Annotated in this window: 15 protein-coding genes and 1 pseudogene; 4 read left to right on the top strand and 12 right to left on the bottom strand. The window is 68.2% G+C overall.

Annotation, left to right across the window (positions count from 1 at the left end; translation table 11 throughout):
- From HUV01_RS05835 to HUV01_RS05825, 3 genes are all read right to left on the bottom strand, one after another.
- A partial coding sequence (locus HUV01_RS05835) for an acetate--CoA ligase family protein (RefSeq protein ID WP_174297365.1) occupies window positions 1-1,695 on the bottom strand: 1,695 nt, incomplete at its 3' end.
- Window positions 1,696-1,702: 7 nt separating this feature from the next.
- Window positions 1,703-2,539, bottom strand: a complete 837-nt coding sequence (locus HUV01_RS05830; protein WP_174297364.1) for a p-hydroxycinnamoyl CoA hydratase/lyase — start codon at window positions 2,537-2,539, stop codon at window positions 1,703-1,705.
- Between the two features lie 37 nt (window positions 2,540-2,576).
- Window positions 2,577-4,016, bottom strand: a complete 1,440-nt coding sequence (locus tag HUV01_RS05825) for an aldehyde dehydrogenase (protein ID WP_174297366.1) — start codon at window positions 4,014-4,016, stop codon at window positions 2,577-2,579.
- Between the two features lie 504 nt (window positions 4,017-4,520).
- On the opposite strand from HUV01_RS05825, the pseudogene HUV01_RS05820 reads away from it, so the two are divergent.
- Window positions 4,521-4,637 (top strand): annotated as a pseudogene (locus HUV01_RS05820) (IS481 family transposase); the annotation flags it as partial.
- Window positions 4,638-4,709: 72 nt separating this feature from the next.
- Here HUV01_RS05820 and HUV01_RS05815 read toward each other — a convergent pair.
- The 7 genes from HUV01_RS05815 to HUV01_RS05785 all read right to left on the bottom strand — a co-directional run bounded on the left by HUV01_RS05815 (window position 4,710) and on the right by HUV01_RS05785 (window position 9,950).
- The gene (locus tag HUV01_RS05815) at window positions 4,710-5,096 is read right to left on the bottom strand and encodes a GGDEF domain-containing protein (RefSeq protein ID WP_174297363.1); all 387 of its coding nucleotides are present in this window, start codon (window positions 5,094-5,096) and stop codon (window positions 4,710-4,712) included.
- Window positions 5,056-6,324 (bottom strand): PAS domain S-box protein, encoded by a 1,269-nt coding sequence (locus HUV01_RS05810; protein WP_174297362.1) that lies wholly within the window; start codon window positions 6,322-6,324, stop codon window positions 5,056-5,058. Before HUV01_RS05810 ends, HUV01_RS05815 begins: the two co-directional genes overlap by 41 nt.
- The gene (locus tag HUV01_RS05805; protein WP_217430928.1) at window positions 6,261-6,467 is read right to left on the bottom strand and encodes a hypothetical protein; all 207 of its coding nucleotides are present in this window, start codon (window positions 6,465-6,467) and stop codon (window positions 6,261-6,263) included. The genes HUV01_RS05810 and HUV01_RS05805 overlap by 64 nt, the downstream gene beginning before the upstream one ends.
- Before the next feature lie 751 nt (window positions 6,468-7,218).
- Complete coding sequence (locus HUV01_RS05800; RefSeq protein ID WP_174297360.1) at window positions 7,219-7,683, bottom strand: hypothetical protein; 465 nt, start codon at window positions 7,681-7,683, stop codon at window positions 7,219-7,221.
- Window positions 7,684-7,801: 118 nt separating this feature from the next.
- Window positions 7,802-8,992: an AAA family ATPase gene (locus tag HUV01_RS05795; protein WP_174297359.1), complete on the bottom strand. Its 1,191-nt coding sequence runs from the start codon at window positions 8,990-8,992 to the stop codon at window positions 7,802-7,804.
- Window positions 8,993-9,097: 105 nt separating this feature from the next.
- Window positions 9,098-9,580 carry an HD domain-containing protein gene (locus tag HUV01_RS05790; RefSeq protein WP_174297358.1) on the bottom strand — a complete coding sequence of 161 codons (483 nt, stop codon included), beginning with the start codon at window positions 9,578-9,580 and terminating at the stop codon, window positions 9,098-9,100.
- A 28-nt stretch (window positions 9,581-9,608) separates the two neighbouring features.
- Window positions 9,609-9,950: an SWIB/MDM2 domain-containing protein gene (locus HUV01_RS05785; RefSeq protein WP_174297357.1), complete on the bottom strand. Its 342-nt coding sequence runs from the start codon at window positions 9,948-9,950 to the stop codon at window positions 9,609-9,611.
- A 215-nt stretch (window positions 9,951-10,165) separates the two neighbouring features.
- On the opposite strand from HUV01_RS05785, the gene HUV01_RS05780 reads away from it, so the two are divergent.
- On the top strand, window positions 10,166-10,525 hold the full coding sequence (locus HUV01_RS05780; RefSeq protein ID WP_174297356.1) for an STAS/SEC14 domain-containing protein: 360 nt from the start codon (window positions 10,166-10,168) through the stop codon (window positions 10,523-10,525).
- Window positions 10,526-10,631: 106 nt separating this feature from the next.
- Window positions 10,632-10,880, top strand: coding sequence for a hypothetical protein (locus tag HUV01_RS05775; protein ID WP_174297355.1), 249 nt, complete (start codon window positions 10,632-10,634; stop codon window positions 10,878-10,880).
- On the opposite strand, the gene HUV01_RS05770 is transcribed toward HUV01_RS05775, so the two are convergent.
- On the bottom strand, window positions 10,875-11,288 hold the full coding sequence (locus HUV01_RS05770; protein ID WP_174297354.1) for a hypothetical protein: 414 nt from the start codon (window positions 11,286-11,288) through the stop codon (window positions 10,875-10,877). The two genes, HUV01_RS05775 and HUV01_RS05770, sit on opposite strands and share 6 nt — an antisense overlap.
- A 248-nt stretch (window positions 11,289-11,536) precedes the next feature.
- Between HUV01_RS05770 and HUV01_RS05765 the strand changes: the two genes are divergently transcribed.
- The gene (locus HUV01_RS05765) at window positions 11,537-12,022 is read left to right on the top strand and encodes a hypothetical protein (RefSeq protein WP_174297353.1); all 486 of its coding nucleotides are present in this window, start codon (window positions 11,537-11,539) and stop codon (window positions 12,020-12,022) included.
- 49 nt (window positions 12,023-12,071) lie between these two features.
- On the opposite strand, the gene HUV01_RS05760 is transcribed toward HUV01_RS05765, so the two are convergent.
- Window positions 12,072-12,653 (bottom strand): recombinase family protein, encoded by a 582-nt coding sequence (locus HUV01_RS05760; RefSeq protein WP_174297352.1) that lies wholly within the window; start codon window positions 12,651-12,653, stop codon window positions 12,072-12,074.
- Between the last annotated feature and the right edge of the window lie 187 nt (window positions 12,654-12,840).

The following is a 12,840-nucleotide window of genomic DNA, read 5'->3' as shown; positions in this document are numbered from 1 at the left end:
GGCGTGGAGCCGCGCCCACCCCGCCGCGAGCTCGGTCGCGTCGGCAAGGTTCAGGACCACGCCGCCGGCATCGCTCTTGTGGCTCAGCGCCTGCGCCTGCGCCTTCAGCGCCACGGGATAGCCGATGCGCGCGGCGACGGTCAGCGCCTCGTCAGGCGTCGTCGCGAACCCGCCCGCGGGGAACGGCACGCCGAGAGGCGCGAGCAGCGCTTTGGACCGGTATTCGGCGATGACGCCGCCGTGCGGCAGCATCGCGGCGATCGGCACGTCGGGCGCCACCGCACGATCGCGCGCCGCCGCGTGCGTCAGCCGTGCCAGTGCCCGGAACACCCGGTCGGGCGAGGGGAAATATGGCACGCCCAGCGCGCGCAGGTCCGCGATATAGCCGGCCGGCACCGGGGCACCGTCGTCCAGGCCGGCGAAGATCACCGGCTTTTCGGGCCGCAAGGCGCGGATCGCGGCGATGATGGGCCCGAACTTCAGCCGGCAGGTGTGCTCGTCGGTCTGGATGATGCCCAGCACGATGCTGCCGATGCCGGCGTCCGCCAGCAGCGGCACGAGCGTGCGACGGTAGAGATCGGGGTCGACCAGCGACTGAGCGGTCAGGTCCATCGGATTAGAGACGGGAATGAAGTCGGGCACCGCCGCGCGCAGCGCCACCGCCGTGTCGCCGGCCAGCTCGGGAAGCGCCAGCCCCAGACGCTCGGCCAGATCCAGCGTCAGCGCCTTGAACGCACCCGATTCGGTCAGCACCGCCGTGCCGCCCCCCGGCCCGGCGCCGCAGCGGATCGCGAGATCGAGGACGTCGCCCAGTTCCTCCAGGCTGTCGACCAGCACCACGCCGGCGCGCTCGACCAGCGTCCGCATCACCTGCCAGTCGCCTGCCATCGCGCCCGTATGCGTCGCGGCCGACTCGCGCGCCGCGCTCGACGTGCCGGGGTGGAGCAGCACGATCGTCTTGCCCGCCGCCCGCGCCCGCTCGGCCAGCGCGAGGAAGCGGCGGGGGCTGCGGAACTGCTCGACGATCATCCCGATCGCGGCGGTGTGCGGCTCGGCAAGCAGATACTCGACATAATCCTCGACCCCCGACGCGGCCTCGTTGCCGGTCGACACCGAGATCGAGAGGCCGAGACCCTTGGCGATCAGCGTGGTGCCCAGCACCACCGCCATCGCGCCCGACTGCGAGACGATGCCGATGCGCCGGTCGGCCGCGGGTGCGTCGAGCATCAGCGGCGGTGTCTCGACGAAGGTCAGCGGGATGCCCTCGACGTAGTTGGTCATGCCGAGGCAATTGGGACCCTCCACCACCACGCCGTGCTCGGCGGCGATGCGCGCGACCTCCGCCTGCGCGGCCAGCCCCTCCTCGCTGCCTTCCGCGAACCCCGCCGAGAAGATCACCGCCGCGCCGACCCCGCGCGCCGCCAGCGCGCGGACGGCGTCGAGCACCGCCGGGCCGGGGATCGCCAACACCGCCGCGTCCACGCCCACCGGCAGCTCGTCGATCCCGCCCAGCGCCTGGCGCCCGGCGATGACGGGCCGCTTGGGGTTGATGAGGTGGATGGCGCCCGCATAGCCGTGCCGCTCCAGGTTGCGCAGCACCGCGTTGCCGAGCGCGCCCGGCTTCTCCGATGCGCCGACGATCGCGACCGAACGCGCGCGCAGCAGCCGATCGAGATCGAGCGGTGTACCGGTCATGACCCGCTCAGCCCTTCTGCTTGCCGGTGTCGTAGGCGCCGAGGCCCGGCTTGTAGCTCTTCTCGTCGATGAACTGGCGGATGCCTTCCTTGCGGCCCTCGTTGTCGTGGCTGTTCGCCGCCTCCTGCGCGCGGATCAGGTAATCCTCCGCCTCGTCATAGGTCATGGTGCCGACGCGTCGCACCGCGTCCTTGGTCGCCTTCAGCGCGACCGGGTTCTTCTTCAGCAGCACCGCCGCCACCGCCTCGACCCGCGCCTTGAGCCGGTCGGCGGGCACCGCCTCGTTGACGAAGCCCCATTGCGCCGCCGTCCTGCCGTCGACGTTCTCGCCCATCATCGCGTGGTACATCGCGTTGCGGAACGAGGTGAGCTCGACCGCCACCTTGGTCGCGCCGCCGCCCGGCAGGATGCCCCAGTTGATCTCCGACAGCCCGAACTGCGCGTCCTCCGCCGCGAACGCCAGGTCGCACGCGAACAGCGGGCCATAGCCGCCGCCGAAGCACCAGCCGTTGACCATCGCGATCGTCGGCTTCTGATACCAGCGCAGCCGCCGCCACCAGCCATAGCTCTCGCGCTGCGCCTTGCGCGTGCCCTGAAGGCCCTGCGCCTCGGTCTCGCGAAAATATTCCTTCAGGTCCATGCCCGCGGACCAGGCCGTGCCCTCGCCGGTCAGCACCAGCACGCCGACGTCGTCGCGATGTTCCAGCTCGTCGAGCACCTCCATCATCCGCCGGTTAAGCCCGGGGCTCATGCAGTTGCGCTTTTCGGGGCGATTGAACTTCACCCAGGCGATGCGATCCTCCACCTCGAAGGCGACGGTGTCGAACTCGGAACGGTCGGTCATGGGCATCCTCTCGAAGTTGTGGGCGGCGGTGCCGCGATCAGATCGGGAAGTGGCCGGGCTGGGTCTCGATCGTGATCCAGCGCAGCTCGGTGAAGCTGTCGATTCCGGCCCGACCACCGAAGCGGCCGTAGCCCGATGCCTTCACCCCGCCGAACGGCATCTGTGCCTCGTCGTGCACGGTGGGGCCGTTGACGTGGCAGATGCCCGACCTGATCTGGCGCGCGACCCGCAATCCCCGTGCGGTGTCGCGGGTGAAGACGGCGGCGGACAGGCCGTACTCCGTGTCGTTGGCAAGTTCGATCGCATGCGCCTCGTCACGCGCGCGGGCAATGCCGACAACGGGCCCGAAGCTCTCGTCGCGGAACAGCCGCATCGCTGGCGTCACCCGGTCGACGACGTGCGCGGGCATCAGCACGCCGCCGCCCTCGGCCAGCACGGCGCCGCCGACCAGCTGCTCCGCGCCGTTCGCCAGCGCGTCGTCGATCAGGCCCTGCACGCAGGCGACCGTCTTGCGATCGACCACCGCGCCCAGCGGCGTCGTCCCCTCGCGCGGGTCGCCGACGGCCATGCCGGAGACTTTCTCGCGGAACTTCGCCGCGAACGCGTCCGCCACCGCGTCGACGACGATGATCCGCTCGGTCGACATGCAGATCTGACCTTGGTTCATGAACGCGCCGAACGCCGCCGCGCGCACCGCCTCGTCGAGATCGGCATCCTCCAGCACCAGCAGCGGCGCCTTGCCGCCCAGTTCCAGCAGGCACGGCTTCAGATGCCCCGCCGCGCGTTGCGCGATGATCCGGCCGACATGCGTCGAGCCGGTGAAGTTGATCCGCCGGATCGCGGGATGATCGATCAGCGCGCCGACCACCTCGCCCGCATCCTCGGGCGCGTTGGTGACGATGCCGAGCGCGCCGTCCGGCAGGCCCGCGTCCGCGAACGCCTCTGCGATCAGCGCGTGGGTGCGCGGGCATTGCTCGGACGCTTTCAGCACCACCGTGTTGCCGCACGCCAGCGGCATCGCCACGGCGCGCACGCCCAGGATGAGCGGCGCGTTCCACGGCGCGATGCCCAGCATCACGCCCACCGGCTCGCGCACCGCCATCGCGATGCAGCCCGGCTTGTCCGACGGGATCACCTCACCCTGGATCTGCGTGATCATCGCCGCCGCCTCGCGCACGATGCCGGCCGCCAGCATGATGTTGAACCCGGCCCAGCCCTTCGTCGCGCCGATCTCGTCCATCATCGCCGCGACGAACTGCGGCGCCTTCGCCTCCAGCGCGTCCGCCGCCTTCATCAGCGACGCGCGTCGCGCATTCGGGCCCATCGCCGACCAGATCGGAAATGCCGCCGCCGCCGCATCCGCGACGGCACAGGCGGCCGCGACGTCCATCGCCGGCGACGTGCTCGCCACCGCACCCGTCATCGGGTTGAGCCGGACAAAACTGCGCGCCTCGGCGGCAACCGGTATCTCGGCCATCGAACTCGCCACGGTCCTCTCCTAATTATTTGTTATGTATTATAGCTTACTGTAACCCACTGCAAGCGTCGTCGTACGGGTTACCCCGGCGCCCGGTCTCCGGCATGGTCCTGCCGGCGGGCGAACGCCGCGATGGCGACCGCGCCGACCAGCGAGCCTGTGGCCATGAGCAGCGTCACCGCCTGCAACCGGTAGCCGGCCGTGAACAGCAGCCCGGCGAGCGCAGGGGCCAGCGCCGATCCGCCGCGGCCGACGCCGATGACGAATCCGGTGGCGCTCGCCCGGATCGTGGTCGGAAAGGCGCGCGCGACCAGCGCCTAGAGCCCGACGAGGCCCGCGTTGGCGAAGAACCCGACCACCGCGGCGATGGGCGACAGCGTGGCCCAACCAGACCACCAGCGCGGATGACAGCAGCATCGCCGCGATGACGAGGCGCGGCAGGCGCCAGCGTACCGCCGCCAGGCCGAAGCCAGGGCGCCGATCGCCCCGTCGACATTAGCCTAGGAGGCAATGGTGGTAGTCGCGTTTCGGCGGCACACGCTGCCGCCGCTCGACGTCTGCCTTTACGCGTTTCAGCCATCGATTCTACATCTGACCCGGTCAGGACTGGACCAATGCCTATAGCGACACGGCATTTTCCCTTGCCGGAGATCAAAGGCTCCAAGCCGAAGTGTCAGGGTCTCAAGAACCGTGCTAGGCGGCGAGCGACGACCGGTTCCGTCCCTGATCCTTCGCCGCGTAGAGCGCGCGGTCGGCACTGCGCATCACCGTCTGGGTCGTGTCTGCGTCTTCCAAGCCGCTGATCCCGACGCTGACCGTCACCCGAACCGGCCAGTCGCTCGCCTTCACCGAGGCGCCGGCCAGCGCCTCTCGGATACGCTCGCACGCCCCATGCGCCTGGGCGGGGGTCGCGCGTGGAAACAGCAGCCCGAATTTCTCGCCGCCGATGCGCGCCAGCATGTCGCCGGCGCGGATTTGGGCGCCAGCGACCTGCGCGAAGTTCTTCAGGACCTCGTCGCCGACCGCGTGGCCGAAACCGTCATTGATGCTCTTGAAGTGATCCAGGTCGAAGATCGCCACGCATCCCCCCCCCCGATACGTCCACCGTCTGTGCCAGCAGGCGATCGAGCTCGCCGTCGAAGGCGCGGCGATTGCACAGGCCGGTCAGGGGATCCGTATGCGCAGCGACTGAGAGCGCCGCTTCGGCGAGCCTTCGCGCCGAGGTGTCACGCACCGCGCTGACTACGCCGCAGACCTTGCCTTCGTCGTCGATTACCGCGCGCGTATGCGTCTCGAACCAGCGCTCCGCGTCGCCGGCGACGACGCCGCGAAACTCGACGCTGAACGTCTCCTGCGGGCGCTCGCGCGCCTGCCGGTGGACGGCGCGCACCCTGTCGCGATCCGCCGCATGGATCAGCCTCGCGCTCTCCGTTCCCACCAGCGCCTGCGGGTCATGGCCGCCGATCAGCGAGATCGAGGGGGAGGCATAGCGGATGATGCCGTCCGGATCGATGTTGAGGACGATGTCGGTCGAGTTCTCGGTCAGCAGCCTGAACCGCGCCTCGCTGTCCCGGAGCTGCTGGAAGAGCTCGCGGCGGCGGGCGAGGTCGGCGGCGATCGGCAGCACCGTCATGACGGTGACCGCGAGGTAGAATTGCAGGAACTGCAGCCGCTCGCCCGTGCCCGAGTGAATGAGGTTGACCGGGCCCAGCCCTTCGAGCGTCAAGGCGGTCCCGACCGTGGCGATAGCCACCACCGCCGCCGCGGCGCCGATCGTCCCTGCCCTGAAGGTCACGATCATCAACGGCAGCATGGGGAGAAACAGCATCAGCAAGCGCGTCTGCGCGAAAACGCCGACCGACATCGCGACGACTAGGAGGAGGAGCGTCGTTCCTTCGAGCGCCTGTCGCCGGCTCGCGCGCCCAAGCCAGACGCGCACTTCGCCGCTCGCGACCTGGACGAGAATCGGCGTGAAGGTCACCGCCCCCAGCGCATGGCCGATGACCCAGCGACCGAAGTTCGCGCCGAAGCCCGTGCGGGTCACCAGGTCGATGAAGAGCGCGCCCGCGAGCCCGGTGAGGAGCGGTGCGACCACGCCCACTGCCAGGACGAACAGGCCCAGGTTCTTGATCGACGCGAGACCGGACCGATGGATGCCCCACCGCATCGCGAGCGACGCACCAATCACGGGCTCGGCGACGTTCACGAAGGCGATGACTGGAGCGGCACCCCAGCCAAGCCCCACTATCCCGCCGCCGCCGCACCCGCCAGCCAGCAGACCGCGACCAGCACGGACCAGTGTCGGCACGGGACGGTCATCAGCGAGGCGAGTAGCACCGCGTTGGCGACCCACAGGAACGCGGCGCCGCCTTCGAAGCGCGTCAGAGCCATGGCGGTCGCGCTCGCGATCAGATAGGCGAGGCCAGTGGCGGCGACACGGGTCCAAGGCACGTGGGAGGGCAGGCGCGAAACCACGATCGAGGATTAGCGCGCAGAGGTTAATCTCCCCTAAAATCACGGCGAGGCGGCGCTTCGTCGGGGCGGCGTGCGACGCGGCCTAGCCGGTGGCTGACCGGCATGCGGGTGAGCGATTTGGAGCGACAATCATTCCGCGCGGACGCCATCCGCCCGTTAGGAACAGCATCCAGTCCTCGGTAGCTCCGATCTGCGCCGTTCCCTTCGCCGCCACCGCGGCACTGGCGCCCGCGCCCGCGACGCGGAGCGCGTGGACCCGCAGGGCCGGCGTACCCTTACCCGCACCGCCGATCACCTTGCCAGCAGGCTCGAGAACCTGGTTTTCCTGAAACCGACGCGAAAGTAAGGCGCGGTCTGTCGCGCAAGCGGCATGATTGCAGCATCAAGGCGAGATGGCTCGAAAACTTTACGAATGTCGGTCCGAGCCTGATCAACTCGCTTGGACCGTCGCACATCTGAAAGCTGGAGGCTTCCTCAGCGAAGCCTCGCTCTGGTTGGCCGGCGTAGACCGGCCCATGCGGCTTATCGCGCGAGCCAAGTCGGCGTGTCGGGCTGAGGGCGTAACGATCGGCTCGGACGTGAAACGGGTCCGCGACGCTGCTGGCGAAACGCATAGCGCACTGTCCTGGCGCGTCGAACGCTGATCGCTGTAAAGCCTGATCCCGCAATTGTCACTGTTGGCCTTTGCGGCCACTTTTCCGTTCGGCTGCCGCGCATCATCGCCAGCTCAACGATACTGGCCCAGGAAGAGGTCGCCCAGCGCACGCCGCCTGAACAGCGTCATCCAGCGGCGTCGTCGATGCTCGGGCGCATCGTGGAGTATGTGGCACCGCTGACAGAAGGCAGCGAGGTTGCAGGAGACATTGTTGCCGGGATCGTGGTCGCGATGCGCGCTTGCCAGGACCACGCGGGTCACCCGATGAGCGGGAGGTCCCTCGCCGTCGATTAGCGCCGGCTGCGTGACGCGCTCGCATCCTGGGCGGGGCAGGCCACGGGCGCGCCGCCCCTGCCCGTCGCGCCAGTAGCCGCGATCCTCGTCCCACCACCGGCCATCGTTCAAGCAGCGCACATCGCGCCCGTGCGGGCGACCGCAGCCGTCGCATCGCCCGCCGGCGCGCGCGAACCGCACCATCCGCGACAATTGGGGCCAGTCGATCGGGTACAGCCAACGGTGCTCGGGACGGATCGGCATCGTGATTCTATGAGTCAGTCACGAGTAGAACGAAAGCGGAAACTTGGCTTCGCTCAGATCATGCGGCTCTGTTCCTGTTTGGCGGAGCGATCGCCCCGATGCCGAGTATCGGAACTCGCTAGATACCGACTTTCGGCGGCTCCGGCATGACGCGCGCCATGAACTGGTCGAACAACGGCACGGTGAACGCGGTGTCACCGTGCGCAGGGCTGTAGAGCATGCCCTTGGCGATCAGGCTGTTGCGGGTCGGCGCGACGGACGACACCTTGACGCCCAACCTGTCGGCGACATCGCCTGATCGATGCGGGCCCGCCCCGAGCGAGGCCATGGCGCGAAGATAGCGCTTCTCGGCGGGCGTCAACCGGTCGAAGCGCACGCGAAAGAAGCTGGCGTCGAGCTCCGCGAGCGCGGTCACGCGCGCGATGGCCACGTCGGCGGCGGTGATCGGCGACACCTCGGCAGCGTCCCAGCTATGCTTGCCCCATTCCTGAAGGAAGTAGGGATAGCCGCCCGTCTCCTGCACGATGGCCGCGACCGCGTCCGCGTCGATCCGCTCCTCCTCGCGTTCGATCGGCAGGCGGATCGCAGCGGCTGCCGCGTCCCCATCCAGTGGTCCAAGGCTCACGAACTCGAACAGGCGTTCCGCGTAGGATTTGGCACGACCCATTTGGCCCAGCAGCTGCGGCAGACCCGCGCCCACCAGCGTCACGGGCAGACGCAGCTGATTGGCGCGGTGCAACGCGCTGATGAGCGCCGCGAGCTGCTCCTCGGCCACATATTGCAGCTCGTCCACGATCAGCACGACCGCGCTTTCCCGCTCCCGCGCCGCTTCGCCTACCGCGACCATCAGGTCGGCGAGATCGAGGTCGAGGTCGCCGGAGTCCGCCAGCCCCGGCTCGGGCTCGAGGTCGAGCGCCACCTCGAAGTCCTCGTACTTGACCTTGAGCTTGGCGAAGCCTGCCAGCGCCCTGAGCGCGCGCTTCACGCCCTCCCCGGCCCGTGCCGTACGGTCGAGCCGGAGCAGCCCGGCCCGGAGCGAAGGCACGATCAGGGCGGGGAGCGAGCGGTTCTCAGGGGCCTCGATCGACACGGCGAGCATTCGCCCGGCCTCCACCGCTTCACGCACCGCGCCGAGCAGCACCGTTTTGCCCACCCCTCGCAGGCCATAGAAGATGGTGGATCGTGCCGCCCTGCCTGCCCGGATGCGATCCAGCGCGATCAGCGTGCGCTCCAGCAGCGGTTCGCGTCCGGCGAGTTCGGGCGGCGGCGTGCCAGCGCCTGGAGCAAACGGGTTACGACGCGGGTCCATAGCGGAGTTAGAGCAGTTTATCGAATATCTGTAAACTGACCTAAACTTGCTTGACGCCTGCCTGCTGTCGCTGGCACCTCGGCCAATCCTCGCCTTCCCATCCGTCTACGTGGCCGCGCTCCGATGCTGGAGCAGGGCAGTCTCCAGGCGCGACCACATCGGCGCAGGGACATGCGGCCGGACCGCACTGTCGAACGCATCCGCCTCACGGGCGTAGCGGGCACCATGATCGCTCCCGATCGGCGCTGCCTCGACGTTGGCGATGCGGTCCGCCAGCTTCACCACTGCTGCCCGCGGATCGCGTGCGATGCCCACATAGATGCGCACATTGCGCTCCGCTCGTGTCGCTCCCAGGCCGGTGACCGCGTCCACCATGCTCGCGACGTCCGGGCCAAACCGTTCGGCGATCGTCGCGAGCTCGACCGGCGTGTCCTCCACGACGTCATGCAGCCAGCGTGCCGCCTCGTACGGACCGGCATAGCCGAAGTCGCGGAGCACCTGGACGACCGCCGCGAGATGGTCGCGGTACGGCCGTTCACCATATCGCTGGTCGCCATGCGCGGTGACCGCGAAATCCTCCGCCTGCATCGACACCTGCGTGCGCCGGACGGGCCGGTCAGCCCTTCTTCGCGGTCAGGTGCGCGCTCAGGTGCTTGTTCATCTCGAACATGCTCGCCGACTTCTTGCCGAAGATCTTCTCCAGCTTATCGTCTGCATTGATCTGTCGGCGGTCCTTGGCGTCCTGCAGGTCGTGCTTCTTGATGTACTCCCAGACCTTGCTGACCACCTCGCTGCGGGGCAGATCCTTCGTCCCAACGATTTTGGCGAGCTCCGGCGAGGGCGTGACCGGCGCGGTAATGCCGCCGCGGGCACCGCCGGCCGGCTTGCCGGTCTTCTCGACCTTCTTCTCCGCGGCCTTGGTCTCGTCCTTGCCGCGCTTGGTCGCCGTTCGTGCCACGCTTGCCTCTCCCCTGAAGATGGGACGGTGCCCGTCCGTGCCGCACGTCGTCGCACGAGCCCCGATAGGAGATCAACCTAGCCAGCGAGACCGTGCTCGGTACGGGATCGACGAGGCGCTCTCGCGCGCGCACCTCGATTGCGCGGCCGGGTGACGCCGGCTGTCGTCGCTTGTAACCGCTTCAGCGCGCGGGACCACCGCCACGGAGAACCAGATTGCCCTTAACGCTCCGGTCGTGCCCGGACTACCTCGCCGTCGGCGGCTCCGGGCTTTACACGCTGTTGGAGTCGCAGGAGCACTTCCGCGAACTCTCGGCCGCGGTCGGCGGTCTGCGCAAAGCCGGGCGTCCGGTGCGGGTCCTGGTCGACCTTCGGGATGGTGCACCGCAGACGGCAGAGGTCGCAGCACACATCAAAGGCGCCAACGCAGTCATCTTCCGCAAGGGCGACCGTATCGCGATCATCGTCAAGTCGACGCTGCTCAAGCTGCAGGTCAAGCGCCTCCACATGCGGTCGGAGTCCGAGGTGTTCGTGTCGGAGGCCGCGGCGAGGGAGTTCCTGTCGAGGGCGAGCTAGCGGCGGCGATACCGGCTGGTCGCGGCGAGCGGCCCGCGAACGCCGTGACCTGCCCCCCTTCACCGTGCTACCGCTCAAGTCCGGCATGCGGCCGCAAGGAATGAGCATGCTTTTTGACCAGATGATCGAGGCGAAAGCCAGGTGCGTCGCCGAGCATGGCGTCCCCGAACAGTTCACGCTCTCCTCCCCCGACTTCCTGACCTTCATCGGCACACCGCACGAGCTGCGGACGGCCAATCACGCCGCAACCATATGGCAGTTCGACCAGCTGTCGGTCACGGAGGCTCCGGACGACGCGTCGGCGCTGCACTATTTCAGCGCGAGCGATGTCGCCACGAGGACGATGACGTTATAGGTGACGGCGATCCGGCGGTGCAGGTGCTTCGCCACTGACGAGAGCGGCGATCTGGGTGACCGTGTCCGACCTGTGCTCGATCCACCAGCGGGCGTCCTCGAGACGCGCTGCCTGGGTGGCGAGATCGGGCATCGCGCGATGAAGTGCGGCAAGCTGCTGTAGACGGATCGTCTCGGCCCAGGCGACCTGGCGCGGACTACCGCTCAGCGGTGGCAGTTCGACGGGACCGAGCTGGTCGCGCGCGGCCAGTTGTGCCTTGCCGGCAGCGACCCGCTTCGCCTCGGCCGCACATGCCGTGCACTTGCGCCGCGCCAGGCGATCGGCCTCGCGGTCCCGATCGGCTACCCAGTAGCCGCCGACGATATGGCTCTCCGCATGTCCGCAGCCGTGCGTGATGATCCTGTCCATCCCATCAGGGTATCGGCGGGCGCGAAGACACGCTCGCCTCTTGAGTCGAGTTGAATCATTTTTGCGGTCGGCTGCACCATCTTATCTTCGGATATGCTCGTCGCTTCCAACGACTGCTCGCGCGCAGACGCGCGACAGCCGGCACACATAGATGCCTCGGAAGTCTGGCGGACAACCGCGTCGTGCATAGGGCTGTTGCACCGACAGTCATCTTCTGGCTAGCAGCGGTCGACCGGCTGGAGGTTTCGATGGCGCTGAAGGACATGTTCGCGTTCGTGAAGAATGGACTGGAAGAGCAGTTCAACTCCAAGCCGCGCGACCCCGTTGCAGCGAGAAAGCCGCTGCTCAAGGGCATCGACGCGACGCTCGATCAGTTCACCAACGGCCGTACCCGCGTTCCGAACAAGTGGTGGGTCGTGAACAACGACATCGTGGCATTCAGTCCCAAGCTGAAGGGCACGCCGCTGGTGCTCAACGGCGGCACGACCAGCCACATCGAGAGCGCGGACTTCCCCGCCTTTCTGGCGGCGTTCCGCCACGCGGTGGAGGAAGGCGAGCTCGACGGCGAGATCGCGGCGATCGAGAGCGGCGCGTCCGTGGCGGGGCACAGCGTCGCGATCGCCAAGCCCAAGCGGGCGAGCGGCATCAGCCCGGAAGCGGCGCGGCTGCGCGGTCAGAAGGCGGCCGAAAGCCGCGCACGGAACAAGGCCGCGCGAGAGGCCGCCAAGGATTGAGATTACCGGCCGGGCGCGGCGATCGGGGAAGAGAGGTGACCCCTCTGCCCTACTCCGCCGCGCCCGGCCGTTCCGGCGCTCCCGATCGAGCAGCGGGCAAGAACCGGTATACCGTTCCTCGTGAGATCCCGAGTTCGCGCGCGATGTGAGCGGGACGAACACCTTCTGCTGCCAGCCGGCGCACCGCCTCCGGATCGATGCGCGGCTTGCCGCCCTTGTATACGCCCCTCGCCTTCGCAGCGAGAATGCCTTCCGCCTGACGCTCTTTGCGCAGGTTGGTCTCGAACTCGGCGAAGACGCCGAGCATGTCGAGGAACGCCTTGCCCGCGGCCGTGCCGGTGTCGATTGGCTGCTCGGTCGCTTTCAGCGCCACGCCCCTGCCCTTCAACTCGTGCACGATGTCCTGCAGGTCTTTCATCGAGCGCGCGAGCCGGTCGATGCGTGTCACCACCAGCGTGTCGCCCTCGCGCAGAAAGTCGAGCAAGATCTGCAGCTCGGTTCGGGAACCGCGCTCGGTGCCGGACTTCTTCTCCGACCGGATGGTCTGGCAGCCGGCCGCCTTCAGCGCGGCGACCTGAATGGAGAGGTCCTGCTCGGTCGTTGACACGCGCGCGTAGCCGAAAAGCGACATGGAAGCCCCGATCTGTTCAATCAGCTTCTAGGCCCGGCAGCACAGCTGTTCAATATGGCTGCAAGCGACCCTGATCGGACGCGAAAGCTGTTCACCTCATGGTGTACTGGCAGGGTATACCCAGTTAGACGCAAAACCGCATGTCTCGTTCGCCAAATGCAATTTAACTCGGAAGAGCGTCCTAAAC

The sequence above is a fragment of the Sphingomonas bacterium genome (assembly GCF_903643035.1).
GTDB lineage: Bacteria > Pseudomonadota > Alphaproteobacteria > Sphingomonadales > Sphingomonadaceae > Sphingomonas.
This window is presented reverse-complemented; position numbering and strand designations above follow the sequence as displayed.

What these genes read in the sequence shown, in the direction of transcription:
- HUV01_RS05790 (WP_174297358.1), bottom strand. Translation starts at nt 9,580, where the DNA reads ATGCAGGCGGAGGATTTCGCGGTCACCGCGCATGGCGACCAGCGATAT.
- HUV01_RS05800 (WP_174297360.1), bottom strand. Translation starts at nt 7,683, where the DNA reads ATGCCGATCCGTCCCGAGCACCGTTGGCTGTACCCGATCGACTGGCCC.
- HUV01_RS05770 (WP_174297354.1), bottom strand. Translation starts at nt 11,288, where the DNA reads ATGGACAGGATCATCACGCACGGCTGCGGACATGCGGAGAGCCATATC.
- HUV01_RS05760 (WP_174297352.1), bottom strand. Translation starts at nt 12,653, where the DNA reads ATGTCGCTTTTCGGCTACGCGCGCGTGTCAACGACCGAGCAGGACCTC.
- HUV01_RS05795 (WP_174297359.1), bottom strand. Translation starts at nt 8,992, where the DNA reads ATGGACCCGCGTCGTAACCCGTTTGCTCCAGGCGCTGGCACGCCGCCG.
- HUV01_RS05830 (WP_174297364.1), bottom strand. Translation starts at nt 2,539, where the DNA reads ATGACCGACCGTTCCGAGTTCGACACCGTCGCCTTCGAGGTGGAGGAT.
- HUV01_RS05765 (WP_174297353.1), top strand. Translation starts at nt 11,537, where the DNA reads ATGGCGCTGAAGGACATGTTCGCGTTCGTGAAGAATGGACTGGAAGAG.
- HUV01_RS05825 (WP_174297366.1), bottom strand. Translation starts at nt 4,016, where the DNA reads ATGGCCGAGATACCGGTTGCCGCCGAGGCGCGCAGTTTTGTCCGGCTC.
- HUV01_RS05775 (WP_174297355.1), top strand. Translation starts at nt 10,632, where the DNA reads ATGCTTTTTGACCAGATGATCGAGGCGAAAGCCAGGTGCGTCGCCGAG.